At 57.9% G+C, this 23,315-nt stretch carries 21 protein-coding genes and 1 pseudogene; 18 read left to right on the top strand and 4 right to left on the bottom strand.

Annotated features, from left to right (window positions below; all coding sequences use genetic code 11):
• The first annotated feature begins 168 nt into the window (after positions 1-168).
• The 9 genes from LG301_RS12935 to LG301_RS12895 all read left to right on the top strand — a co-directional run bounded on the left by LG301_RS12935 (position 169) and on the right by LG301_RS12895 (position 8,514).
• The gene (locus LG301_RS12935; RefSeq protein ID WP_404471566.1) at positions 169-936 is read left to right on the top strand and encodes an AraC family transcriptional regulator; all 768 of its coding nucleotides are present in this window, start codon (positions 169-171) and stop codon (positions 934-936) included.
• A 116-nt stretch (positions 937-1,052) separates the two neighbouring features.
• Positions 1,053-1,409 carry a RidA family protein gene (locus tag LG301_RS12930; protein WP_404471565.1) on the top strand — a complete coding sequence of 119 codons (357 nt, stop codon included), beginning with the start codon at positions 1,053-1,055 and terminating at the stop codon, positions 1,407-1,409.
• A gap of 1 nt (position 1,410) precedes the next feature.
• Positions 1,411-2,352: an ornithine cyclodeaminase family protein gene (locus LG301_RS12925; RefSeq protein ID WP_404471564.1), complete on the top strand. Its 942-nt coding sequence runs from the start codon at positions 1,411-1,413 to the stop codon at positions 2,350-2,352.
• A gap of 111 nt (positions 2,353-2,463) precedes the next feature.
• A complete protein-coding gene (gene dctP, locus LG301_RS12920) occupies positions 2,464-3,537 on the top strand; it encodes a TRAP transporter substrate-binding protein DctP (RefSeq protein ID WP_404471563.1) in 1,074 nt (357 codons plus the stop codon).
• A 52-nt stretch (positions 3,538-3,589) separates the two neighbouring features.
• Positions 3,590-4,135, top strand: a complete 546-nt coding sequence (locus LG301_RS12915) for a TRAP transporter small permease (protein WP_404471562.1) — start codon at positions 3,590-3,592, stop codon at positions 4,133-4,135.
• A complete protein-coding gene (locus LG301_RS12910; RefSeq protein WP_404471561.1) occupies positions 4,132-5,406 on the top strand; it encodes a TRAP transporter large permease in 1,275 nt (424 codons plus the stop codon). The genes LG301_RS12915 and LG301_RS12910 overlap by 4 nt, the downstream gene beginning before the upstream one ends.
• A gap of 20 nt (positions 5,407-5,426) precedes the next feature.
• A complete protein-coding gene (locus tag LG301_RS12905) occupies positions 5,427-6,458 on the top strand; it encodes a histone deacetylase family protein (protein WP_404471560.1) in 1,032 nt (343 codons plus the stop codon).
• Complete coding sequence (locus tag LG301_RS12900) at positions 6,455-7,561, top strand: class II histone deacetylase (protein WP_404471559.1); 1,107 nt, start codon at positions 6,455-6,457, stop codon at positions 7,559-7,561. The genes LG301_RS12905 and LG301_RS12900 overlap by 4 nt, the downstream gene beginning before the upstream one ends.
• On the top strand, positions 7,558-8,514 hold the full coding sequence (locus LG301_RS12895) for a branched-chain amino acid transaminase (RefSeq protein ID WP_404471558.1): 957 nt from the start codon (positions 7,558-7,560) through the stop codon (positions 8,512-8,514). The genes LG301_RS12900 and LG301_RS12895 overlap by 4 nt, the downstream gene beginning before the upstream one ends.
• A 39-nt stretch (positions 8,515-8,553) precedes the next feature.
• Here LG301_RS12895 and LG301_RS12890 read toward each other — a convergent pair whose 3' ends face one another.
• From LG301_RS12890 to LG301_RS12875, 4 genes are all read right to left on the bottom strand, one after another.
• Entirely contained in the window at positions 8,554-9,663 is a 1,110-nt protein-coding gene (locus tag LG301_RS12890) for a pyridoxal phosphate-dependent aminotransferase (protein ID WP_404471557.1), read from the bottom strand.
• 159 nt (positions 9,664-9,822) lie between these two features.
• Positions 9,823-11,151, bottom strand: a complete 1,329-nt coding sequence (locus LG301_RS12885; protein WP_404471556.1) for a TRAP transporter large permease subunit — start codon at positions 11,149-11,151, stop codon at positions 9,823-9,825.
• On the bottom strand, positions 11,148-11,663 hold the full coding sequence (locus LG301_RS12880) for a TRAP transporter small permease subunit (protein WP_404471555.1): 516 nt from the start codon (positions 11,661-11,663) through the stop codon (positions 11,148-11,150). The genes LG301_RS12885 and LG301_RS12880 overlap by 4 nt, the downstream gene beginning before the upstream one ends.
• A gap of 89 nt (positions 11,664-11,752) precedes the next feature.
• Positions 11,753-12,805 (bottom strand): C4-dicarboxylate ABC transporter substrate-binding protein, encoded by a 1,053-nt coding sequence (locus tag LG301_RS12875; protein WP_404471554.1) that lies wholly within the window; start codon positions 12,803-12,805, stop codon positions 11,753-11,755.
• A 275-nt stretch (positions 12,806-13,080) separates the two neighbouring features.
• On the opposite strand from LG301_RS12875, the gene LG301_RS12870 reads away from it, so the two are divergent.
• The 9 genes and pseudogenes from LG301_RS12870 (at position 13,081) to LG301_RS12830 (ending at position 23,289) form a co-directional block, all read left to right on the top strand.
• Complete coding sequence (locus tag LG301_RS12870; RefSeq protein WP_404471553.1) at positions 13,081-16,743, top strand: ATP-binding protein; 3,663 nt, start codon at positions 13,081-13,083, stop codon at positions 16,741-16,743.
• Positions 16,740-17,369 (top strand): condensin complex protein MksE, encoded by a 630-nt coding sequence (locus LG301_RS12865; protein ID WP_404471552.1) that lies wholly within the window; start codon positions 16,740-16,742, stop codon positions 17,367-17,369. Before LG301_RS12870 ends, LG301_RS12865 begins: the two co-directional genes overlap by 4 nt.
• 32 nt (positions 17,370-17,401) lie before the next feature.
• Positions 17,402-18,631: a hypothetical protein gene (locus LG301_RS12860; protein WP_404475263.1), complete on the top strand. Its 1,230-nt coding sequence runs from the start codon at positions 17,402-17,404 to the stop codon at positions 18,629-18,631.
• Positions 18,628-19,497, top strand: a complete 870-nt coding sequence (locus LG301_RS12855; RefSeq protein WP_404471551.1) for a hypothetical protein — start codon at positions 18,628-18,630, stop codon at positions 19,495-19,497. The genes LG301_RS12860 and LG301_RS12855 overlap by 4 nt, the downstream gene beginning before the upstream one ends.
• Before the next feature lie 82 nt (positions 19,498-19,579).
• Positions 19,580-20,266, top strand: a complete 687-nt coding sequence (locus LG301_RS12850; RefSeq protein ID WP_404471550.1) for a DUF4145 domain-containing protein — start codon at positions 19,580-19,582, stop codon at positions 20,264-20,266.
• A gap of 291 nt (positions 20,267-20,557) precedes the next feature.
• A pseudogene (locus LG301_RS12845) lies at positions 20,558-20,722 on the top strand (MBL fold metallo-hydrolase); the annotation flags it as partial.
• A 221-nt stretch (positions 20,723-20,943) separates the two neighbouring features.
• Positions 20,944-21,345: a type II toxin-antitoxin system death-on-curing family toxin gene (locus LG301_RS12840; protein ID WP_404471549.1), complete on the top strand. Its 402-nt coding sequence runs from the start codon at positions 20,944-20,946 to the stop codon at positions 21,343-21,345.
• A gap of 57 nt (positions 21,346-21,402) precedes the next feature.
• Positions 21,403-22,365: a ribonuclease Z gene (locus tag LG301_RS12835; RefSeq protein WP_404471547.1), complete on the top strand. Its 963-nt coding sequence runs from the start codon at positions 21,403-21,405 to the stop codon at positions 22,363-22,365.
• Positions 22,366-22,635: 270 nt separating this feature from the next.
• Complete coding sequence (locus LG301_RS12830) at positions 22,636-23,289, top strand: DsbA family oxidoreductase (protein ID WP_404471545.1); 654 nt, start codon at positions 22,636-22,638, stop codon at positions 23,287-23,289.
• Positions 23,290-23,315: the final 26 nt, after the last annotated feature.

Below are 23,315 nucleotides of genomic sequence, written 5' to 3'. Positions count from 1 at the left end.
TAAGCCCTTTTTTATGCGCGATGATCTTGTTTTTCTACAGGCTAGTCGCGGTAGGAGCTAGGTTGCCAGCGCCTTGCGTTAGTTTTTAGTTGGTGTGGTGCTGGTTATTAGGCGTTTAGCCGTTTTATAGTGAAGGCTTATTTCTAGTATCCATTTAACGGTATGCCCATGGCCCAGTTTGAGCTGCATAGCCGCAATTTGGCCCCAGAACAGGTGGCGCACTCCCACGATTTTCACCAGCTAATTTTGGCGACGTGCGGCGTTACCGAGCTTGCTATGGAAGGCCAGGGGGAGCGGGTCACCGCTCGCCGTGGCTGTTTGATCCCCTCGTCGCGTCATCACGAGTATCAGGGCGATGGCAGCAATCGCACGCTGGTGCTGGATATCCCTGTGCAGCACTTAGCCACGTTGGAAAAAGGCAGCGAGATTGAGCGCTTATTCGATAAGCCGCGCTTCTTTACCGTTCCACCTGCCTTAAACCAGCTTACCCATGCGCTGGCTCATCAGCTTGACCAGTGCCCGGCGCTGCAAAACGAAATCGCCGTGCTGCTGCTGCGGGCGCTCTATATGTACCTGCAGGACGCGCCCAAACAGACGGCCGACCAGCTCGGGGCGCGCTGTATCAGCGAGCGTCTCGATCTCGAACGTTTAGATGCTTGGTTAGATCAGCATTTGGCAGATAACGTGCGCGTTGAGCAGTTGGCGGCCCTGTGTGCATTAAGCCCCGGGCATTTTCACAGCTGCTTTCGTGAGTTAACCGGGGTGACGCCGCTGGCCTATGTACAGCGCAGGCGGTTAGAGCATGCGCGTACGCTGGTGCGCCACAGTACGTTGAGCCTTGGGCATATTGCCATGCTGGTGGGTTTTCGCGACCAGGGCAGCTTCTCCCGGGCTTATCGGCGCTACTTCGAGATTTCCCCCTCATCTGATCGCTAGCAACTGCGAACTCTTTCTGCCTGACTTACGGGCAAATTTCCCATAGTTTCGGGCAAGCACACGCCGGTGCATCGTCGTAGTCTCAAGAGGACCCCCACCTTCCTTGGAGAGACCCCATGGGCGTGACCTATCAAGACAGCAATACCCGCATGAGCCAAGTCGCCATTCATAACGGCACGGTGTATCTGGCAGGCCAAGTGCCCTCAGACGCCACCGCTGATATGCGTGGCCAAACGGAGCAGGTGCTTGCTCGAATCGACCAGCTGCTGGCCCAGGCGGGTACCTCTAAAGAGCATCTGGTCTCAGCGCAAATTTGGGTCACCAGCATGGCAGAGTTCGACCACATGAACCAAGCCTGGGATGCCTGGGTAGTGCCGGGGTGTCCGCCGGTTCGCGCCGCTATTGAAGCTAAGCTGGCTAAGCCCGAGTGGAAGGTCGAAATCATGGTTACCGCCGCGCTGCCGGAGGCTTGATATGCAGGTTGTTTCGGCTGCAGAGGTGGCGACGCACCTCGCTTGGCAGGGCGTCATCGACCGTTTGCGGCATACCTTTGTCAATGGCGTAGAGTCGCCACCGCGCCACCATCACGCCATGCATCGGCCCGACGGCGAAGCCACCATGTTGCTGATGCCTGCCTGGGAAGCTGCGGGCTATATCGGCGTGAAAATGGTCAACGTCTTCCCGCAAAATGCTGAGCACGGTATTCCCGCTATCTCTGGCCTTTACCTGCTCAGCGAGGGCAAACACGGCCAGCCCCTGGCCTGCATCGATGGCAGCGAATTAACCCGCCGCCGCACCGCCGCCGCCTCCGCGTTGGCCGCCCAGGCGTTGGCCAATGAAGACGCCGAAACGCTGCTGGTGGTAGGCACTGGCAAGCTGGCACCCATGGTGATTGAAGCCCACGCCAGCGTGCGCCCCATCAAACGCGTGCTGATCTGGGGGCGAAACCCCAGCAAGGCCGCCGCGATTGCCGAGGAGTACGCAGACCGTTTTAACACTCAGGTAGTTGACGCTTTACCTGCCGCCGTGGCGGAAGCCGATATCGTCAGCTGCGTGACGCTCTCCACCCAACCGATCATCCAAGGCGAATGGCTAACGCCCGGAACCCATGTTGACTTAATCGGCGCGTTTCGGCCGCAAATGCGGGAAACCGACGCGGCGTGTTTACGCCGTGCGCAGGTGTTTGTGGATACCTACGCCGGTGCAAAAGGCGAAGCAGGCGATATTCTGCAAGCTATTGATGAAGGCGCTTTCCAGTTTGATGACATCCAGGCGGAATTGGCTGAGGTGCTCACAGGAGAAAAACCGGGGCGTTTAGATAAAGAGGCTATTACGCTGTTTAAATCGGTAGGGGCGTCCTTGGAGGATCTCGCCGCTGCGATTGAACTATGGGAGTCACTGCCCAAGCATCATTGATAAATCCCGTTGCGGGCATGGGCCGCACAAAAACAACCAAGGCCACCATGCCCGCCGCGCAGCAACGCCACTCATAAAGAAAATTAACCAATAACCAAAATGAGGTGTGTTATGAACGCGAATCGCTCTTTACTCTTTACGGCCCTTGCCGCGCTTCCGCTGGCAATCGCCAGTGCCACGGCCCAGGCCCAGTCCTATGAAATGGTCATCGCCACCCAGCTACCGGAGGATATGAGCAATAACGAAATCTATCCGGCGCTGGTGCATTTTAAAAATCTCGTCGAAGCCCGCACCGACGGCGATCTGGAAGTCACCATCTTTGGCGGCGGCCAGCTCGGTTCTGAAGTAGAAAATGGCTCGGAAGTGCAGGGCGGCCGCACGCTGCAGTCCACCATTATGTCCGCCGGGGCCATGTCGTCGTTCTATGGCGACTATCAAGCCGTTACGGCTCCTTTCCTATTTACCAGCTGGCGCCAGGCCTGGACGTTCTTCGATAGCGAGTGGTTTGCTGACTTTATGTCGGGCACCGTGGATGCCGCGAGCATGCGCTATCTGGGTACTTTCGATGACGGTGGCGGCTTTGTGGCCTTTACCAATAATGTCCGCTTGATCGAGACCCTGGAAGACCTGGAAGGGCTCAATATTCGTACCGAAGAGAACCCGGCCCACGTCGCCATCATGCGCTCGTTAGGTGCGTCTGCCACGCCGCTGCCCTGGGGCGAGCTGATTACCGCGCTGGAAACCGGCCTAGCCGATGGTCAGTTCAACGCGCCGGTGCTCAACACCACCTTCAACTTCGATGCGGTCACCGACTACACCACGCTCACCGGGCATGTGTACAACAGCGCCCCCTGGGTGGTCAGCGAATCCTGGTACCAATCGCTGCCGGAAACGCATCAGCAGGCGCTGATTAGCTCGGCGCGTGAGGCGATTCAACTCAGCCACGGTATGTCGGGCGCGTTAGCCACTGCCAGCTGGGTGGAGTCCTGCGAGCGCTTTGAAGCCTGCTATCTAATGCCCGATGCCGAACGCGAGCGCATGGCTGAGATTGCCCGCCCCGCTTGGCAGGAGTGGATCGTGAATGACTTCGGGATGGAAGAAGCCCGCGTTCAAGGCTTGCTGGATGAAGTGGAGCGCGTGGGCCAGCAGCTGGCTGAGGACGATCTACGGATTTACGGACAATAACGCTAAGCGACTGAGCAACGCTGGGGCCTTGGCCCCAGCGTGAGGAAAAGCCATGGGCGTTTTAACTCCTTTGCGCCGCTTAAGCGATCTGGTCAACCAGGTGGCTATCGTGGTGTGTGTAGGCTGTATTCTGGCGATGCTGGGCATCTCCTTTACCGCATTTTTATACAAACTGATCACGGGCAGCACGCTGAGCTGGACCTACTCGCTGGCGCGGCTGTTTTTGCCCTGGATTGGTTTTCTCTCGATGACGATTTCACTGCGCTACGGCGAGCACGTCGCCATGACGCTGCTGGTACGCAGCTTGCCTAGAATAATGGTGCAGGTGGCCGCTGGGCTTTGCCTAGCGGTGATAGGCCTGTTTGCGCTCATGCTCACCTGGTACGGCTGGGGCTACTTTAGCAGCGCCACCCAGGTGTATATGGTCTCCGATCAAATCCGTATTCCCAGCAAGGTCACGGCCATTGTGGTGCCGATAAGCGGCGTGATGATGCTGCTTCACTTGGTGCATGGGTTTGCACTGCTTGAACACTTTATTGATGAGCAGGACGTGATTGGCGAGCTTATCGACACCGCTGATGGGGAGCACCGCTCATGACGCCTGCGATTATTGCGTTTGTTGTACTGCTATTTATCGGCGCGCCGGTCGCGGTGGTGATGGCGATGTCTGGGTTAGCGGGCGGTTTTGCCCTGGGCGGTGAACGGATGCTCGGCATCATCGCCGACCGCATGTTCTCTGGCGTCTCGGGCTTTTTGCTGATCGCCGTTCCCTACTTTATCTTCACCGCTGAGCTGATGAACCAGGGCGGGCTGACCCAAAAGCTGATTGCGTTCAATAACGCGCTGTTTGGAAGGGTGCGGGGGTCGCTCTCCCATGTAAATATTTCGGTGTCGGTATTCTTTGCAGGTTTAACCGGGGCGGCGGTGACCGATACGGTGGCCATCGGCAAAATCATGATTCCTGAAATGAAGCGTCAGGGCTACGATGCCGAGTATGCGGCGGCGGTGACCGCCTGCTCCTCGATTATTGGGCCAATTATTCCCCCTAGCGTGGTGATGGTGGTTTACGCCACGCTGCTGCGGGATATTTCGGTTATTGACCTGTTTGCGGGCGGCATTATTCCTGGCTTATTAATGGCGCTGGCACTGCTAGGCGTTAGCTTCTTTCTAGCCTGGAAACGCAATTATCCTAAGCAGGCACCAACGCCGTTTAAAGCGGCCATCATCGCGTTTTTAGTGGCGCTACCTGCAATGGTGGTGCCGCTGATTATTCTTGGCGGGATTCTTTCGGGGCTTACCACGATTACCGAAGCATCGGGCTTCGCTGCGGTCTACGCTATCGTAATTGGCGTGGTGTTCTACCGTAACCTAACGTGGCGCAAAATTTGGAATGCGCTGGTCACCACGGTGCGCTTTTCCGGCGTGGTGTTTTTCCTGCTGGCCACCTCGGCGGTATTAGGCTGGTTTGTGACCCGTTCAGGCATTGCGCGGGATGCAGCCAGTATCATCACCACCTTTAGCGATGCGGCCTTTGTGCAGCTGATGCTGGTATGCCTATTGCTCCTGATTATAGGCACCGTCATGGATGTATTGCCCGCCCTCGTGGTGATGGCGCCGGTGCTGGTGCCCGCGATGATTCAGCTAGGCTTTGATCCGCTCCATTTCGCTATTCTGATGATTGTGGTACTCAATATCTCTAACGTGACGCCTCCGGTGGGAATGACGCTAATGACCGCCGCGCGAATAGCCGAGGTGCCCTACGAGCGAGCGATCGTGGCATCGCTGCCGTTTTATGTTTCGTTTTTAGTGGTGATTGTGCTGCTAGCCGCGTTCCCGGCACTCTCCACCTGGATACCGTCACTGCTGTGACTCGCTAAGGATTGCCATCCATGAAGTGTTTTTATCATCCTGATCAGGCGCTGCATGCGCCGGCCACTTTCCTGCTGCGCGGCCAGCCTGCGCCTTCACCAGAGGGGCCAGCCCGTGCCGAGCTGTTAACGCAGGGGTTAGCGAAGGCTGGCTTAGTGGTCACTGCGCCAGTTGAATCAGACTCCCCCAAACTGCGTAAGCGCCTGGAGCAGATTCATACGCCACGCTATTTGAAATTTCTGGAAACGATCTACGCCCGCTGGCAAACGCTACCCAATGCATCTGAGTTCGTCGCGCCCAATATTCACCCTTGCGGTGGCGGCCACCACTACCCCCGCCACCCGGTTGGGCAGGCGGGCTGGCACCTGCATGATATGGCCTGCCCACTGAGTGCGACCAGTTTTCAAGGCGCGCTGGCCTCGGCCGCCACCGCTCAGGCGGCAGCAGAAGCGGTGCTAGACGGAGAAGCGGTTACCTATGCGCTGTGCCGCCCGCCGGGCCACCATGCCGGGCCGGAGCGCGCCGGTGGCTTTTGCCTGCTGAACAATTCCGCGCTAGCCGCCACCGTGCTGCGCGAACGCTTTGCCAAGGTGGCGATTATTGATGTGGATCTTCACCACGGTAACGGCACTCAGGATATTTTCTACGCCAGAAGCGATGTATGGACCGGCTCGCTGCATGCCGACCCCAACGACTTCTACCCCTTTTTCTGGGGCGGTGTAGAAGAAGAGGGCAGCGATGAAGGCGTGGGGGCCAACGTCAATCTTCCCCTGCCGGTAGGCAGCGATGGCGAGGTCTATTTGGATGCATTGGCGATCCTTATCGACCACCTGCAGCACTTTGAGCCGGATGCGGTGGTGGTGGCACTCGGGCTAGATGCCCATAAAGATGACCCCCTAGCGGGCCTTAAGGTAGAAACCGAGGCGTTTATCGAGGTGGGCAAGCGCTTGGCAGCGCTCTCGCTACCCATGGTGATTGTGCAAGAGGGTGGCTACCCCACCGAGCATTTAAGCGCCAATCTCGCGGCCTTTATGCAGGGGTTTAGCGCATGAGCAGCACCGGCTTTTACTGGCACGAACGCTGCTTTTGGCACGACCAGGGGGCCATCGGCGTGTTCTCCGCACCCGGCGAGTTCTTGCAGCCCCAAGCCGCCTCAGAAAGCCCAGAAAGTAAGCGGCGGCTTAAGAATATTCTGGAAGTCAGCGGGCTGATTGACGAGCTTCACGTGGTGAAGCCGCCCGCCGCCACGCTGGAAGACCTGCTGCGCTTTCATACCCCGAGTTACCTGGATGACCTTCAGACAGGGGATAAAGCACGTGGCGGTAACGGCGGTGACTGCGCACCTTACATGCCGGGCAGTTGGGCGGCGGCAACCCACTCAGCGGGGCTAGCCATCGCTGCGGTGGAGGCCGTGGCGCTGGGCAAAGTGGATAACGCCTATGCGTTATGCCGCCCGCCGGGCCACCATGCCGAAGCCGACCAGGGCCGAGGTTTCTGTCTGTTGGGCAATATCCCCGTCGCGGTGATGCGCGCCCGCGCTTTGGGGCATGTGAACCGAGTGGCGATACTCGACTGGGACGTGCACCACGGTAACGGCCAGCAGGCAGCGTTTTATCACGACCCCGATGTCTTCACCGTTTCCATACACCAAGCGGCCAACTATCCACTGGAAACCGGGGGTTTTGACGAGAAGGGCGAAGGGGCCGGGGTAGGCGCTAACCTTAACCTGCCGCTGCCCCCAGGTTGTGGCCTGGGAGCCTACGCGTATGCCATGGAAACAGTGGTGCTGCCCGCGCTGGAAGCGTTCAAGCCCGACCTGATCGTGGTGGCCTCTGGCTATGATGCCTGCGCCAAAGACCCGCTAGGCAAGATGCTGCTAAACAGCCAAGCCTTCGCCACCATGACCGCCCAAGTAAAGGCCGTGGCAGAACGCTGCTGCAGCGGCAAGCTGGTGGTGGTGCATGAAGGCGGCTACTCCGAAGGCTATGTGCCGCTTTGCGGCCACGCGGTGATCCAAATGCTGGCAGGCAGTGCGATTGCCGTGCACGACCCGCAAAACGACGAAATTGCCGCCTGGGGCTATCAAGCGCTGCAGCCGCACCAGCAGGCGTTAATCGATAGCTGGCACCAACAGTGGGAGCAAACAACCCGATGACACCGCTTTATGATCGTGACGGCTGGATCTGGCAGGATGGCCAGTGGCACGCCTGGCGGGACGCCAAAGTGCATGTATTCACCCATACGCTGCACTACGGCATGGGCTGCTTTGAAGGTGTGCGTGCCTACGCGGGTGCGCAAGGCCCGCAGCTGTTTCGGGTGGCGGAGCATACCCGCAGGTTGGTGGAAAGCGCCCACGCGCTGGATATTCCGCTGCCATTTAGCGAAACCGAGCTGATCGATGCCCAGCGCGAAAGTCTGACCAAGAACGGCTTAAGCAGCGCTTATTTAAAGCCCACCGTTTTTCTAGGTGCGGAAGGCCTGGGGCTGCGCGCCCAAGGACTCACCACCCATGTGATGATTGCCGCCTGGGATTTAGGGCCGTACATTTCGCCTCACGCGGCTTCCCACGGCCTGCGCGCTTTAACCTCTTCCTGGGCGCGCCACCACGTCAATATCAGCCTATGCCGCGCTAAAACCAGCGGCCACTACGTGAATTCGATGCTGGCGCTCAACACAGCAGTGAAAGCCGGTTTTGATGAAACCATCATGCTCGACCCGGAAGGCTATGTGGCCGAGGCCTCGGCGGCGAACGTCTTTTTACTGCGCGATGGCGTGCTACACACTCCCGAAGTGACCTCCTGCCTGCAGGGCATTACTCGCGATAGCGTCATTCAACTGGCCCGCGATGTGCTGGGCATTGAGGTCAAAGAGCGGCGCATTACCCGCGATGAGCTCTACACTGCCGATGAAGCCTTTTTAACCGGCACTGCCGCCGAAATTCTGCCGCTAAGGGAGCTGGACGGGCGCAGAATTGGCACTCGCGCGGGGGCACCGCCGCCCAGTGAGCCGATTGCGGCGAGTAGCGTGACGGCTCAGTTGCAGCACCTTTATCGCAAAGCGGTGCGCGGCGAGCTAGAGGCTTTCCAGCACTGGTTAACCCCGGCATGAACTTGGCATAGCCTTGGAATAGCGCCGGGGCAAGCAGCGCTAGCCGTGCTGCTGAATCGCCTTCTCCAGCGCGGCTAATCTGCCGGACACCAGCGCATCTTCCACCGCCGTAATACGAATCACGTTGGCCAGTTCAGGGTGGGCGAGGCGGGCTACCAATACGCCTTCGGCCAGCAGATCCTGATGCACTGCCGCCGCTAATTCTGCACTAGATAGCCGAATGCCGATAAAGTTCGTCGCGCTGGGCAGCACGTCGGCACCCAGGCCGATAAAGTGCAGCGCCAGCTGCTCGCGGCGGGCTTTCACCGCTTCAATGTGCTGCTTTACTTCCTCTGGGTGGTCGAGCACGACTTCAGCAGCGGCCTGGGTGAACGACGACACCGCGTAGTGAATACGCACCTTCATCATCATCGCCAATACGTCAGACTCGGCAATCGCGTAGCCAATACGCATCCCGGCAAGGCCGTGGGCTTTGGAGAGCGTACGCAGGCGAATCACCCCCGGCAGCGCCTGGCCGAGGGAGTCGCTGCCCGCGTCGTCACGAAAATCCCCGTAGGCCTCGTCCAGCAGCAGCCAGCACGCCTCCGGCAGCGCCTCGCGCAGCTTGAGAATCGCGCTGTCACTGTGCAGGTGGCCGCTTGGGTTATCGGGGTTCGCCAAGTACACCAACCGCGCCTCTTGCTGATGGGCGGCGGCTGCCAGCGCTTCTAAGTCCGGGGCGAGTACGCCGGGGGCTTCATGGTAGCTGGGTTCAACCAACCGGCAGCCCTGGCCCAAGGCGAAGTAACCAAAGGTGGGGTAGGTTCCCGCCGTGCTCACCACCGCATCGCCCGCCGTGCAGGTGGTGCGCAGCGCTAGCGCAATCAGGCTATCGGCACCGGCATCTACCAGCAGGTGCTCAAGCGGAATATTCTGCTGCGCGCTCAAACGCTGGCGCACCCCCAGTGCCTCGGCATCGCCATAGCAGTAAACGTGCTGCGCCACCGCATCGCCAAAGTGCTCCCGCAGGGCGCGGTGGGGCATATCTAACCCTTCGTTTGAACCCAACCGATGGGGAAGCTCTCGGCCAAGTTTACGCTCCAACACTTTAATGCCGGGGAACGGATTTACGGGGCCGTCGCTGGTGAGGTGCTCAGGATAGCGGGGCATAACGTCTCCAAAATAAATCGCATAAACGGTAGCTTAGCACTGCAGTGGCTGCACTCGAATCAGCATACCGTATAGCGCTCATTTGCTGGGCATCGTGTGACACCATTAAAAAAGCCGCCCATAGTGGGCGGCTGGAAAATACCAATTTATATCATTGAGTTAGCGCCATGAAGGGCCGCCCATTACATCGGGTAACCAGAGCGCGATTTGTGGAAAGGCTAATACCAGCGCCAACACCACTAACTGCGCGATTATAAAGGGCACTACCCCTTTATACATATGCTTGAGGGTTACCTCCGGTGGCGTGATCGCCCGTAAGTAGAAGATTGCGGGGGCCAGTGGCGGGGTTAGGTAGCTGGTTTGTAGCACGACGAGGAAGGCAACACAGAACCAGATCTCATCAAAGCCCAGCATCCTAACAATCGGCATAGCGACCGGGATAATAATCAGCACGACGGAAATTAGATCCAGCACAAACCCTGCAATAAAGGCGATCAGTAGGATGAGGCCTAGAATCATCCAGGGGCTTAACCCGGTTCCCATCAAGAGTCCTTGCACCGTGGCCATGCCGCCAGAGGCAAAGAACACCCCGGCAAACATACTGCCACCTAATACAATCAGCAGGATCATCGCGGAAATGTTGACGGTCTTGATGGCAGAGGTCCACATAACCGACGCATTCAAGTTGCGATAAGCCGCCGCTAAAATAACCGCCCCCAAAGCACCGCACGCAGCCGCTTCTGTCGGGGTTGCCATACCTAACAGAATGGTGCCTAGCACGGTGAAGATCAGCAGCATGGTCGGCACTAACGCAATCAACGTGATACGCAGTTTTTCACCGAGGGGAACCTCAGGCTCCTGCTCTTGAATACGCGGCGCCATTTCTGGCTTTAAGTACGCTACGCCAATGATGTAGGCCATAAACATCAGCGCCATCAAAAAGCCTGGGATCAGCAAGCCGCTGAACAGCGAGCCTACTGATACTCCGGCAACAGGGCCAAGTACAACCACGGTAATAGAGGGAGGTATGGCCGTGCCCAGAGAGCCGCTGGCGCAGATGGTGCCTGACATCAGGCTTTTACTGTATTGATGCTTGAGCATCACGGGAATGGCCAGCATGCCAATAACCGCTTCTGTCGCCCCCACCACGCCGCTGGACGCGGCAAACAGAGTGCCCAAAATGATCGCCCCGATGCCCAGCCCGCCAGGCAGGCGGCGCGTCCACATATGGATCGCTTCAAACAAGCGCTCGGCGATGCCGGAACGTTCAAGCATGGCGCCCATAAAGATAAACAGAGGCACGGCCGCAAGAATTGAGTTAGACGCGGTGTCTTCAATTTTGGTCAACAGTTGGTAAGCGGCCACATCGCCAAACTGAATAATGCCAAAGCCGGTGGCCACCAGAATCATTGAAAAGGCGATTGGAAAACCCGCAATGATTAACGTCATCAGCGCGGGGAACATCAACAACGCAAGGTAGCTACTCATTCGGCCGACTCCTCTGCGGGATGTTTACCCATGAGTAAACACAGTGATTTCAGAAGCTCAGCGACCACCTGCAGTGCTAGTAGCGCAAACCCCACGAACCATACTGTGAAGATCGGCCAAACGACCGGGTTCCAAGCTGAGCGACCTGAGCGCTCATTGGTTTCAAACGCAGACAACGCATACTTGGATAGCTCCCATACCAACCACACCAATATGGGAAGAAAGAGCACGTACCCTATCGTGCGGATAGCCGCATTCGCACGCTGGCTGAGCTGTAGCGCGACAATATCCACACTGACGTGTTGGCCAATACGTAGTGCATTAGCCATACCCAGCATGAACATTGCCCCCATCACCATGTAGCTCACTTCAAAGGCCCATAAGGTAGGCCTGCCCGCGACGTAGCGGCTTAATACTTCAATGATTAAGGCGCCGATCAAGGGAAAGACGAGAAGAGCGCCCAACCCGCCAGCAAAGCGGGTCAGCGCCTCTATGGATTGAATTAGTTTCATGAGGGGAGTCTCAGCAGATCAAAGGGACATAAGCCGACCAACAAAAGAGAGGCCCGTTAAGGCCTCTCTCATTGATCTTGCAGCGGCGCTTAACGGCCCATCACACCAATAGGCAGTCGATATTCCGACCAGTTGCCCATGCTGTTTTTAAAGGAGCGCTGAGATTCGAGCACCCGAGCAAACCACTCATTTTCAGCGGCATACTCATCTTCCCACTTGGCGGTCTCTTCATAAATGGCGTCGATGAAGGACTGATCCAGCTCAATCAGCTCGTTGGGGCCATCGACCAGCGCTTGATACGCTTCAAGGTCAGCGAACGAGCTAGCAAGCCACGTATCAAACACCGACAGCTTGCCGGCCAAGCGCAGCATGCTCTGGTCTTCCTCGGATAACTCTTCCCACGTACTGGTATTTACCTGGCACTCAAGGAAACCGCCCGACTGGTGAACGCCAGGAGTGATCACGTACTGCGCCACTTCCTGGAACCCGGTTGGGCGGTTCATTTCGGGGCTGCCCCACTCGGCGGCGTCAATCACGCCACGCTCCAGCGCGCTGTAGATATCGCTACCCGCCATAACAACCGTCGACGCGCCTAGACGAGACGCAATTTCGGCCCATGCGCCAGAGGTACGCAGGCGCAGCCCTTGGAAGTCTTCAAGCGTTCTAACCGGCTTGTTAGAGTGGAGGAAAATTTCAGTGCCCAGAATGGCACAGGGGAACGCGACCACGTCAAACACCTCACGACGATACTCTTCGTAGAGGTCCGCACCGCCTCCTTCATACATCCATAGCATGAACTCTTCCGGTGTTAGGCCGCTGGAGTGGCCGGCTAACAGGGCGGTTGTCGGGTCTGTACCATAGTCATAGTTAATATAGTTATGGCTAACCTGGGCAACGCCAGATTTAACGGTGTTGGTAACACGCAGTGCGCTGCCGAGGGTGCCGCCAGGGTAAACCTCGATAGCAATTTTATCGTTAGTGAGTTCGTTAACGCGGTCAGCAAATAGCTGCGCATCGCGCTCAAGCCACGGGCCACCACTCCAGGGGGTCGCCATGCGCCAGTTGATTTCTGCAGCGGAGGCAGCGGCCGATACGCCGACACTCAGGCCAACGGCTAAGGCAATCTTATTTACGTTATGCATAATGATGGTTTCCTCTTGAATGGAGCGTTATAAGTTTGTTCGCTGGCCATTTTTTTATGGTTATCGTCATTTGAAGTTACCATCTTCGCGCATGCAGCATTTGGCCCAAACTCAGAAGTATTATGCTGAACCTCAGTAATAGGCCCGCCTAGAGCACCAAACGCGGCTGGACAATAATCACGCTTACATTGATTTTTGCTACGGTATGCGCAAGCGTAATAGTAAATTAGCGATTTCTTAACACTAGAAAAATAGCAGCAGTCCAAGGATATGGCATGGCTCACTTATTGCGAATCGTGATGATTCACGGCCACTTAAATGGCGTGGTCGAACTCAGTGTGGACGGCCACACCAATATTTGCGGCACCAACGCCTCCGGTAAAACCACGCTTCAGCGGCTGGTGCCGGTGTTTTATGGCGAGTTGCCCAACAAGGTCGTTCCCAAAACGCGCATGAAATTCGATGCGTTCTACCTGCCCCACCGCAACAGCTATTTGGTGTACGAGTACCGCCGAGAAGCGGGCAACGTGTGCCAGGCGGTGCTGACCCGCAAGCAGGAAGGCGGGGTGGAGTATCGCTTTGTGGGCGCGGCCTATCAGCCGGAAGATTATCTGGTCGAGACCGAGCAGGGCCCGCTAGCGCTGGACTACGCGCAGTGGGCCAGCGGCCTGCGGCGCAGCGGCACGCCTGTTTCGCCCAAGCTGGGCGCGACCTCTGAATTCCGCTCGGTGATCCAGAACGACTTCACCCAACTGCACGGCAACAGCCGCGATAGCCTCAAGCTGCGCCAGATTGCTGCCCAGTTCAGCTTGGTGAATCCCGAACGGCGCATTCGCCATATTGAAAAGCTGGTCTCGGCGGTGCACGCCAAAGAGGGCAAGATGGACACCCTCAAAACCATGCTGGCGGCGATTTTCGAGGAAGATGGTGTCGAACTGCCGGTGACGCGCATCCGCAGTGCCAAAGCCCGCGAATGGATTGCTCAGATGCGACAATCCATGCGTCTGGAGCCGCTGCAGGCCTCGCTTGCTAAGCTCTCTGGTATCGACCGCGAACTGGCCGAACTCGACACCACCCTGTGGCAGCTCAAACCCCAGCTGGCCGCCGACCGCGAGCAGGCCCAGCGGCAGGTCGCTGATTTGGAAGGCGAACTCAACCGCCACCAGCGGGCGTTTCAGGCTGAGGAGCAGGCCTACACCGAACGGCGCGATGCGCTCAACGACCAGCACAGCGAAGTGGCAAGCCAACTGCAGCACACCCAGCGCCGCCTCAACGACCTGCAAACTCGGTTCGAGCACTACGCCGATGCGGACATGCCCGGCCTGGAGCGGGATATCAACGCGCTGCCCCAGTGGCGGGAGCAGTACGAAGAGCTAAAGAAACATTTGCAGCTTCTTCAGAATAAGTTCAAAGAAAGCCAAGCCCGCTTGGATGGCCGGCTGCGCGAGCTATCCGAAACCCTCGCCCGCCAAACCCAAGAGAGCCAAGCACTGATCGACGCCCTGGTCGAGGAGAAAGCCGCGCGCCGCGAACAGCAGTGGCAAACCGAACAGCAGCACAACGAGCGCTACCAGCAGGCCCGCCAGCGGCTGGAGAGCGAGTATCAAGCCCAGCTAGAGCTAGGCGTTGAGCAGCTGGCCGAGCTAAAAGCCCAGCTCGCCATGCCCAGCCAAACCCGCGAGGAAGCCCAGGAAGCCGAGCTGGCCCAGGCGCGTTTGGATGATGCCCAGCAGGCGCGCAGCAGCGCAGCCGCCACCTTAGAAGCGCTGCGCCGCGAGCTGGAAGCCCACAAGCGTGAGCGCGATACCGCCGAACAGCACTTAGTGCAGTGCCGCCAGCAGCGAGAGCGCGCCGAGCAGCACTGCTACACCCTCCACCAGCAGCAAACCCCCGAGCAGGGCAGCCTGCGTTACTTCTTGCGCTACCAGTGCCCCGGTTGGGAGCAGCAGCTCGGCAAGGTGATTGCCCCCGAGCTGCTGGAGCGCCGCGACCTCGCCCCCCAGCTTGCCGATAACGCCAGCGACGACCTGTTCGGGCTGGCGCTGGACCTTTCCGCCATTGCGCTGCCCGACTACGCCCAGGACGAAGCCAGCCTGCTGGCCGCCATCGAAGAAGCGGAAAGCACCAAAGCCCGCGCCCAGAGCGCCTGCGTAGCCGCTGAAAAAGCCCTCAAGCAGCACAACGAGCGGGTACAGCAGGCGGATGACGCCCAGGACACCGCCCGCCTGGCCCTCCAGCGCGCCGAGCAGGAAGTGGAGTACGCTCTGGAAGCGCGTCGCCAGCAGCAGGCCCGCCACGCGGAAAACCAAAAAGCCCGCCGTGCCCACATTGAAGCCGCGCTAACCCGTCAGGAGCAGGCGCAAGCCGCGCTGCGCGACGAGAAGCATGACGCCCTGGCCGAGCTAGCCGAGGCCCACCAGGGTCAGCTGCTGGAACTCAAGGCTGACGCCCAAAGCCAACTCGATAGCCTGGAGGCCCAGCGTCGTACCTATAAACAGCAGCTCAGCGATGCAAACGCTGAACACCAGCGCCAGCGCGAAGAGCTGGAAGAAGCCTTCAGCCAGGAGCTGGCCGAGCAGGGCGTCGACCACGCGCAGCTCAAAGCCACCAAAACCCGCCTGGAAGCGCAGAGCGAGCGGATTCGTAAAACCGCCGCCCGCCAGGAGGAGCTGGCCGAGTACCAGCGCTTCATGCGCATTGAGTGGGGCCAGCACAAACCGCAGCTCGTAGCGGAAGAGGCCGAACTGGCACAGCGCGACCAGCAGCTCAAGCGCGATAAAGCCCACCTGAAAAACAGCTTCCACGCCGCCCGCGATGCTCACCAGCAGGCGGTCAACGGTCTCAACGCCCAGCGGAATAGCGCTCGTGCCACCCTGGAAACCCTCACGCCGCTGCTCAATCAGCTGGACAGCTTAGAGCTGGTGGCCGAAGGCGCGCCGGTGGCGGCCAGCGTAGGGGATGTGGAAGAGCGTATCGAGCGCACTCGCCAGGCGCTGGCCAGCCGCCACCAGCAGTTAGAGCAACTGCGCCGAGGCTGCCTGGACGTAGAGAGCCAATTGATCAAAGACGCCAGCAGCGGCTTTGCCGATGCGCTGCAAAGCGAGCGCGACAAGCTGCCCGGCGACAGCCCACGGCTGCTACTGCCGCTGCTGCGCGGCATGCTCAAACTGCTGGAAGACCAACAGCAGCAGCTGATTCAGGAAGGCCGCAACCTCAGCGACGACCTGGATAAGTTCTTCATCGTCTTCCGCGACCTGAACCGACGCATCAGCGCCCAGAGCCGTCGGCTTTCGGAAGAGGTCGCCGACGACCTGCGCCTGGAAGGCATTAGCAAGGCGGAAGTACGCATTCAATCCACCATCGACGAGCTGGGCTTCTGGGAGCCGCTCAAGCTGTTCGCCCAACGCTACAAAACGTGGCGGGAGTCCGGCCAAACGCTGCCCAGCGACGACTACCTCAACGCCCTGGCGGACGTGGTCGATTTGCTGCGCAGCGACCAGCAGTACAGCTTCGAAAGCCTGCTGCGTCTGGAGCTGCACCTGAACGAAGGCGGCACCGATCTGGTGATCAAAAACGACCGCCAGCTTCTGGAATCTTCCAGCCACGGCATGGCGTATCTGATTTTATGTAAGTTCCTGCTCGCCTTTACCCGCCTGCTGCGCGGCGATGCGGAAATCGCCATCCACTGGCCCATCGATGAGATCGGCACCCTGGCGTATCACAACGTCGAGAAGCTGTTCGACGCCTGCGACAGCAACCGTATTCATATCGTCGGTGCTTTCCCCAACCCGGAATCCGACGTACTGCTGCTGTTCGCCAACCGCTACCTGATCGAACGGGACGCCAGTAACCAGCAGCGCCAGCTCAAGCGCATCGAGCCGCGCCTTAGCGCGCTGGCGCAGAAGATCAAGCAGCGCCAACAGGAGGTGAGCGCATGATCGAACACGGCCCCCTACTAGAACGCCTGCTGGCCGGTGAGTTTGTCTGCGCAGTCAGCGATGAAAACGCCTACCGTCACCTCGCTAGCGAAGAGACCCGCGAAGCGATAGACGCCTACCTGCGCCCACTCAACCGGCGGCTGGCCAGCAACGAGGATGCCAGCGTCTACTTTCTGGCCTGGCGACAGCTCAATGATGCGGCGCGGGAGCAGCTCTCCCGCCAGCTCGCCGACACGCTCAACAGCCTGCTACCCATGCTGGAGTGGCTACAGCTGGTGCAAGAAGCGCTGGGCCACGACGCCCTGGCCGTCCCCGGCGATGTGCTCAAACCTGCCGAATTTAGCGCTAAGTGTGAAGATAACCAAAGCCTGCGCGAGCGCCTGGAACGGCTGGCCACGGACAGCTTCTTTGGCTCCCAGAGCGATCAGCTAGATGCCCAGGTGAAGCAGATCTTCAAGCGGCTTAAAGAACACGGCTACCTGATGCAGCCCCACAGCGAGCGTCAAGTGTTCGTGGTGACGGGCAAGATGGATTACCTTGTGGATGTGGTGCGCTTTATTCGCGACGAGGAAAACCTGCCGATTGACACCGACGAAGACGCGGGCACTCAGGAGGCCCTGCTGTGAGTAGGAGTGCGGGCAAGGGAGTGGAAAAGAGCGTGAACGAGCTGGAGAGCCGCCTGCTGAAAACCGGCGCGGAACGCCTGGCGCTGCTGGGCAAGCACGCCGAGCGCCTGATGCAGGGCTATACCCGTGACGACGTACCGCTGGAAGGCTTAAGCGACGGCGCGCTGCGCAAACTGCTGGCCGCTCGGGTGTTGTGGCGACCCGACGAGCAGAGCGGCGTGAAGCTTGCCCCCAAAGTGCGCGATCTGATTGCCGAAATGCTCGCCGACGAAACCCGCCGCCACGTCAATGCCGACGTAGCGGAAACGCTAGAGCTGATTCGCACCCAGGTCGACAGCTACCGGGAAGCGCGCAGCAAAGGTGAACACTGGCGCCAAGAGCAGCAGTTACTGCGTCTGCGCCAAGAGGTAGACGATCTCAACGGCCGCTTTGCCGACGCCATCGATAGCCTGTGGCAGCGGCTCAACAGCGATTTCGGCTTCGTTAGCCAGCTTAACGACAAAATTCGCGAGAACGAGCGCGCCCAGAAGCAGATCGTGCGGCTACTCGACGGCCTCGCGCTGATCGACTTCGACGAACTGATCGCCCTGGTCGGCAGCGACGGCAGCCTGCGCAAGCTGCTAATCAGCCAGCTCCAGAACCGCCTAAGCCACCACTACACCAGCCTACGGGAAGTGCAGCGGCGGCTGATCGAACTGATGGCCCGCTTCCGCAAGCAGCAGGCGCGAAGCCGCCTGATGACCGGCATGGCCGCCTTTATGCGCGAACACCCAGGCTTTTTACCCGGCAACTACGCCAAGCGCAGCGAGGTGCCTGCGCTGTTCAACCGCGCCGCACCGCTCAGCCCCGCCGCTGCCCCAGCGCTAGACCGCGCCCTGGACAACCGCGTACTGGCCGAGCTGCTGCATAAGCTGCCTGCCCCGCGCCACGCAGTGCAAAATGTCGCGGTGGCCAGCGCCGTTCAACCCGCCGAAGATAGTATGGCCGCTGCCCGCCAACAGGCGCTCAAGCTGGATGTCGAACGCTTCTACCTCGCGGTGCTCGACCAGCCACCGGCCGAACCCGTCAGCGCCCTGGCGTACCTGCAAGAGAGTGGCCTGGAGTGGGCCGATGAAATCTGGCTGTTCCAAGTGATTGCCGAATACCAAGGGCTGCCGCGCAGCGAACAGCGGGCCTTCCGCCTGCAGCAAGAAGAGAGCAAAGCCAGCGCCTTTAACGACCTGCGGCTCATTCACGATGTGGCCCTGGCGGTGGCGGTATGAACCTGCCCAGCCGCGCACGCAATGGCCTTAACGGCGTCGCCCGCGAGCTACTCCGCCAGCCCACGGTGGAGAAGCCCCGCCGCCAGTGGGTAGACGACGTAGTCGCCTGGTGCCACCAGCACGATATTAACCTGGCCACGCGCATCAACAGCAAAACACTACGCTTTGACGCCGCCTTGCTGGCGCAAATCAATGACGTGTTAGAAAGCGCCCGAATAGCGCCGCTAGGTCGCTCGCTCAGCGGCCTAACCAGCAGCGCCCAAGCGAAGGAGGGCGTTGAGGAGGATAAATCCACCCGCGAAAGCCCCCGTGCAAGGCGGGTACTCGTCAGCTTTCCGCCTCAACCAACAGCGGGGCTTGCCAATGAACCACGGGCTATTCGCGATGTGGATGTACTCGGCCTAAAGTTGAGCGCGTTCAGCGCTCTAATTCAGGTCGAAAACCTCGACAGCTTCTATGAGTTTTCGCCGAATATTCCTGCGCTAAGCAGTTACACAAACCCGCTGGTCGCCTACCGAGGCGACAGCCACTACGGCGGCGGCTTTGCGTTACTCGCTGAGGCGTGGCACAAAACCAGACGAACACATATCTACGCCGGTGATTTTGATGTTAAAGGCGTCACGCTAGCACTCGACAGCAACGCCACTCACTTGCTGCTGCCCTCCATCGAATGGCTCACCCAAAACGCCACGCCGCTGCATGTGCCTGCTGAGCAGTTTCCTTATCAACGTAGGCTTCGTAAACACCTCGCCGCGCTGCCATCTGCTCATCCATTGCGTGAGTATCTAACGCTGTTGTTGGAAAAGCAGAAAGGGTTAAAACAGCAGTGGTTTGGTGGGGAGATGGGGTGTGTGAGGCTCCACTAGAAATAACCTCAATGAATGAGCATATTTATTGAGGTTATGTAGACTTCTGTATAATTAATTTTATACAAAATAGAGCCGTCTGATGCCTAAAATTACTATCGAAAAAGACAAGCAAATAAATGAGATCATTGACGCTCCTTGCAGTGTTTGTAAAAGAAGCACCAAGCATAAGATCCTGGCGGATATTGAACTTGTTGGAAGAGAAGAAACTGATGACGCGCTGCTTTACGGCTGGGATAACGAGTACCAGATAATTCAGTGTCAGGGGTGTGAGACAGTTGTGTTTCGGCAGACACATACGAACTCGGAAGATATGGAGCATTGTGAGGGGCCAGATGGCTGGGAAGCTGAGTATGTAAAATTCGAAGATTACTACCCAAACCCGGAAAAGAGTCGAACTGGGTTGTCTGACGACCATTTACTTCCTGAGAAACTTCAGAGAATCTACACCGAAACTTTAAACGCCTTGAATGGAAACAACCCTGTCCTCACGGGTATTGGCCTGCGAGCAATAATAGAAACTGTGTGCAAAGATCAAGCTGCGACTGGAAAAAACCTATATGCCCAGATAAATAGCTTAGTCGAACAAAGTGTCCTAACCAAGGAGGGGGCAGAAATACTTCACAAGCTCAGGGTGCTCGGAAATGACGCAGCGCATGAAGTGAAGCCTCATTCTAACGTTCAATTGGGGCTGGCCTTTGACGTGGTTGAGCATCTTCTTCAAGGCGTATACATCCTTCCATACCATGCCAAAAGAAAGTTCAAATAGTATAACAATCGGCTGCACAGCGACCGATTTTCCGCCGTTACGCGGCTCCAAAATGGCGCGTGAGCTGGGCGTTAAGTGTCTGTGATCAGTCACGATAAATTCCAAGCCTTGGTCAGGCAGCTCTATGCCACTTTTAATGAGTTGGAGGTATGTTTCCGGGCAGGCACTTTATCCCAGATAGTCATCTGGTGTGCAGTTTGGGGGAATGCTGCGTGGCCGCCGCATGTCATCAGCGCTACAGCCACCATTCTAGAATAGTCATTCCTTCCTAAAGGTCGCCCACTGAAAATCATGAACCTACTCTTCCTCGGCACCTCCCCGGGTGTACCCACCAAACAACGCAACGTCTCCGCCATCGCTTTGCGCGAGAGCAAAGGCAAGGGCTGGTACCTAATCGGCTGTGGTGAGGGCACCCAGCATCAGGTCTTGCATACGAGGCTGTCATTCCATTCGCTTTTTTTACGCTGGCTCAGGTGTATAATCTGACCCAACTGCTCAGAGGTGCTTATGAACAAAAAGATAGAAGCGTACGGCGTTAAAGCTGTTAAACGTCCCAAAATTGTTGCCAGCAAGCAATTAGATCTCTCCGGTGAGTCTGGGCAGCAGATAGTTAAGTCTGAAACAAAGCTGGTTCTTAGAACGCATAAGCGTACTTTCAAAAAGCTAGCTGATATGTAATGAACCTTATTTTTTTTCCTTTCGAGCGTGTTCTTGAGATAAATATCTTCATCCTGGAGCATGAGCCAGGTATGAAAGGGGCTGCCGATATAAATAAGCTTCAAGGCGCGTTAGGTAGAGTAGATAATGCTATTGCATACTCTGGCTTAGATGACGTTTTTGAGATCGCGGCAAAATATGTAGCCTCCATTGCTCTTTCCCACTCTTTACCAGATGCTAACAAGCGAACTGGTTTGGCAGTCGGCCTGGAGTATTTGTCTCTTAATGATTTTGAACTTACCGCTGATAATGAGTTATTTGCTGACGCAGTCAAAGACCTGGTGATCGGTGCCATTGATGAGTCAGATTTTGCTGATTTACTCTACGCTCAATATGCTGCAGAACAAGACAATAAACCATAATAATGGCATCTATTCGCGTGCAAGTGGATGACCTGCTGCTACCGGCGTGAGCAACACATGAACCTACTCTTCCTCGGCACCTCCGCGGGTGTACCCACCAAGCAACGCAATGTCTCCGGCATTGCCCTGCGCGAGAGCAAGGGCAAAGGCTGGTACCTAATCGATTGTGGTGAGGGCACTCAGCATCAGGTATTACACACCAAGCTGTCGTTCCATTCGTTGAAAGCCATCTTGATTACCCACGTGCACGGCGACCACTGTTATGGGCTGCCGGGCATACTGGCCAGCGCGGCCATGGGTGGGCGCACGGCGCCGCTGACCATTGTGGCACCAAAGGGTATCCAAACCTGGCTTGAAGCCACCTATGCGGTCACCCAGCTCAGCTTGCCCTTTGCTCTGGAATTTATCTGCTCCGATGATCTGCCTAGCGTTGAGTTTGAGAACATGGAGGTGGCGACGTTTGCGCTTTCCCATCGTGTGGCGTGCTATGCCTATGCGTTCACCGAGCGCAACGTGGATGCAGCCCTGGACGTGGACAAACTGGATCAGCAAGGCATTCCCAGAGGGCCGTTGTGGGGGCAGTTGAAGCAGGGAAGGGATGTGGCGTTTGAAGGCAAGCAGCTGCGCAGCCAGGATTATCTGCTGTTCAAACACGCCCCCAGAAAAGTGGTGATTGCGGGAGACAACGACCAGCCCGAGCTGTTGGCAGAGGCGTGTGCCGGGGCGCAGGTGTTGGTGCATGAAGCCACCTATACCGAAGAGATGGCCGAAAAGGCGGGTGAGGTAGGGCATAGCTACGGCAAGCAGGTGGCGGCGTTTGCCGAGCGGGTCACGCTGCCCAACTTGGTGCTCACCCACTTTAGCCCCCGTTATCCGCTTATCTCTGATACCTCGCCCTCCGTTGAGGATATCCGTAAAGAGGCGCAAAGCGTTTATTCAGGCGCGCTCTACTTGGCGCGGGATTTTAGCGAATACAGCTTGGATAAGGCGGGTCACTTTTCTGAACTCGCGGGCGAGTAGCGTTCTCGTATGTGCCCTATCTATCGACCTAGCACTGCTGCTCGAAAGCAGTGACTTCAGCATCAAAACGCCGCGCGTTCACTCATAAAGTCTGCAGTGGCACTGTGGCCATCAAACCAGCTGTCCCACGCTTCGCTTCGTTTGCTTTTAAACACCGCGGCTTTTTCCAAGGTGGCCTCCTTAATCAGTACTGCCGTTACTCACTATATCCACGTACGATGTTTTCTTTCGTTTGATCGAATATTGGGATATGCCGAAGGGGTAAACAAAATGCAAAAGGTAAGAATCGACCTTGTATCCGATGTGGCCTGCCCGTGGTGCGCGATTGGCTACCGGCGCTTGGAGCAAGCGTTAGAGACACTCAATGGCGAGATCGACGTTGAGCTGGTCTGGCAGCCTTTTGAGCTGAACCGCGATATGCCGCCTGAAGGCGAGCCGATTCTGGAGCATTTGTGCCGCAAGTACGGCAAAGACGCGGCCACCATGGAGCAGTCCCAGCGCGAGATTATGGCCGCCGCCGAGGAGCTTGGGCTGAATTTCCGCGGTGCTCTTGAGCGTCGGGCGAACAATACCTTCGCTGCCCACCGCGTATTGGCGTGGGCCGGAACGCAACACCAAGCGACGGCGCTTCAGTTGGCTCTGTTTGAGGCTTACTTTGGTGAAGCGAAAAACCCCGCCGACCCAGCGGTGCTGCGCGAGAAGGCCATTGAAGTGGGGCTAGACGGTGACACCGCCGAGGCCATCGCCCGCTCCGATCAGTACGCAGATGAAGTGCGTGAAGCCGAGCAGCGCTTTATGGACGCGGGAGTAAACGCCGTACCCGCATTTATTCTTGATGGTCGCTACTTGATTTCCGGTGCTCAGCCCGCCGATGTGCTGGTGGATGCGCTGCGCCAAGTGGCCGAAGAGAATGCTAGCCACTAATGTGTTAGAGGCTGCGGCCTGCCGTC

It is taken from the genome of Vreelandella venusta (assembly GCF_044809155.1).
GTDB lineage: Bacteria > Pseudomonadota > Gammaproteobacteria > Pseudomonadales > Halomonadaceae > Vreelandella > Vreelandella venusta_B.
Note: the sequence above shows the minus strand (reverse complement) of the source record. Positions and strands in the feature narration are given on the sequence as shown.

Coding starts and splice junctions, on each gene's coding strand:
- LG301_RS12890 (WP_404471557.1), bottom strand. CDS start 9,663: ATGCCCCGCTATCCTGAGCACCTCACCAGCGACGGCCCCGTAAATCCG.
- LG301_RS12935 (WP_404471566.1), top strand. CDS start 169: ATGGCCCAGTTTGAGCTGCATAGCCGCAATTTGGCCCCAGAACAGGTG.
- LG301_RS12880 (WP_404471555.1), bottom strand. CDS start 11,663: ATGAAACTAATTCAATCCATAGAGGCGCTGACCCGCTTTGCTGGCGGG.
- LG301_RS12835 (WP_404471547.1), top strand. CDS start 21,403: ATGAACCTACTCTTCCTCGGCACCTCCGCGGGTGTACCCACCAAGCAA.
- LG301_RS12905 (WP_404471560.1), top strand. CDS start 5,427: ATGAAGTGTTTTTATCATCCTGATCAGGCGCTGCATGCGCCGGCCACT.
- LG301_RS12855 (WP_404471551.1), top strand. CDS start 18,628: ATGAACCTGCCCAGCCGCGCACGCAATGGCCTTAACGGCGTCGCCCGC.
- dctP (WP_404471563.1), top strand. CDS start 2,464: ATGAACGCGAATCGCTCTTTACTCTTTACGGCCCTTGCCGCGCTTCCG.
- LG301_RS12930 (WP_404471565.1), top strand. CDS start 1,053: ATGGGCGTGACCTATCAAGACAGCAATACCCGCATGAGCCAAGTCGCC.
- LG301_RS12850 (WP_404471550.1), top strand. CDS start 19,580: ATGCCTAAAATTACTATCGAAAAAGACAAGCAAATAAATGAGATCATT.
- LG301_RS12830 (WP_404471545.1), top strand. CDS start 22,636: ATGCAAAAGGTAAGAATCGACCTTGTATCCGATGTGGCCTGCCCGTGG.
- LG301_RS12870 (WP_404471553.1), top strand. CDS start 13,081: ATGGCTCACTTATTGCGAATCGTGATGATTCACGGCCACTTAAATGGC.
- LG301_RS12895 (WP_404471558.1), top strand. CDS start 7,558: ATGACACCGCTTTATGATCGTGACGGCTGGATCTGGCAGGATGGCCAG.
- LG301_RS12885 (WP_404471556.1), bottom strand. CDS start 11,151: ATGAGTAGCTACCTTGCGTTGTTGATGTTCCCCGCGCTGATGACGTTA.
- LG301_RS12915 (WP_404471562.1), top strand. CDS start 3,590: ATGGGCGTTTTAACTCCTTTGCGCCGCTTAAGCGATCTGGTCAACCAG.
- LG301_RS12925 (WP_404471564.1), top strand. CDS start 1,411: ATGCAGGTTGTTTCGGCTGCAGAGGTGGCGACGCACCTCGCTTGGCAG.
- LG301_RS12840 (WP_404471549.1), top strand. CDS start 20,944: ATGAACCTTATTTTTTTTCCTTTCGAGCGTGTTCTTGAGATAAATATC.
- LG301_RS12875 (WP_404471554.1), bottom strand. CDS start 12,805: ATGCATAACGTAAATAAGATTGCCTTAGCCGTTGGCCTGAGTGTCGGC.
- LG301_RS12900 (WP_404471559.1), top strand. CDS start 6,455: ATGAGCAGCACCGGCTTTTACTGGCACGAACGCTGCTTTTGGCACGAC.
- LG301_RS12865 (WP_404471552.1), top strand. CDS start 16,740: ATGATCGAACACGGCCCCCTACTAGAACGCCTGCTGGCCGGTGAGTTT.
- LG301_RS12910 (WP_404471561.1), top strand. CDS start 4,132: ATGACGCCTGCGATTATTGCGTTTGTTGTACTGCTATTTATCGGCGCG.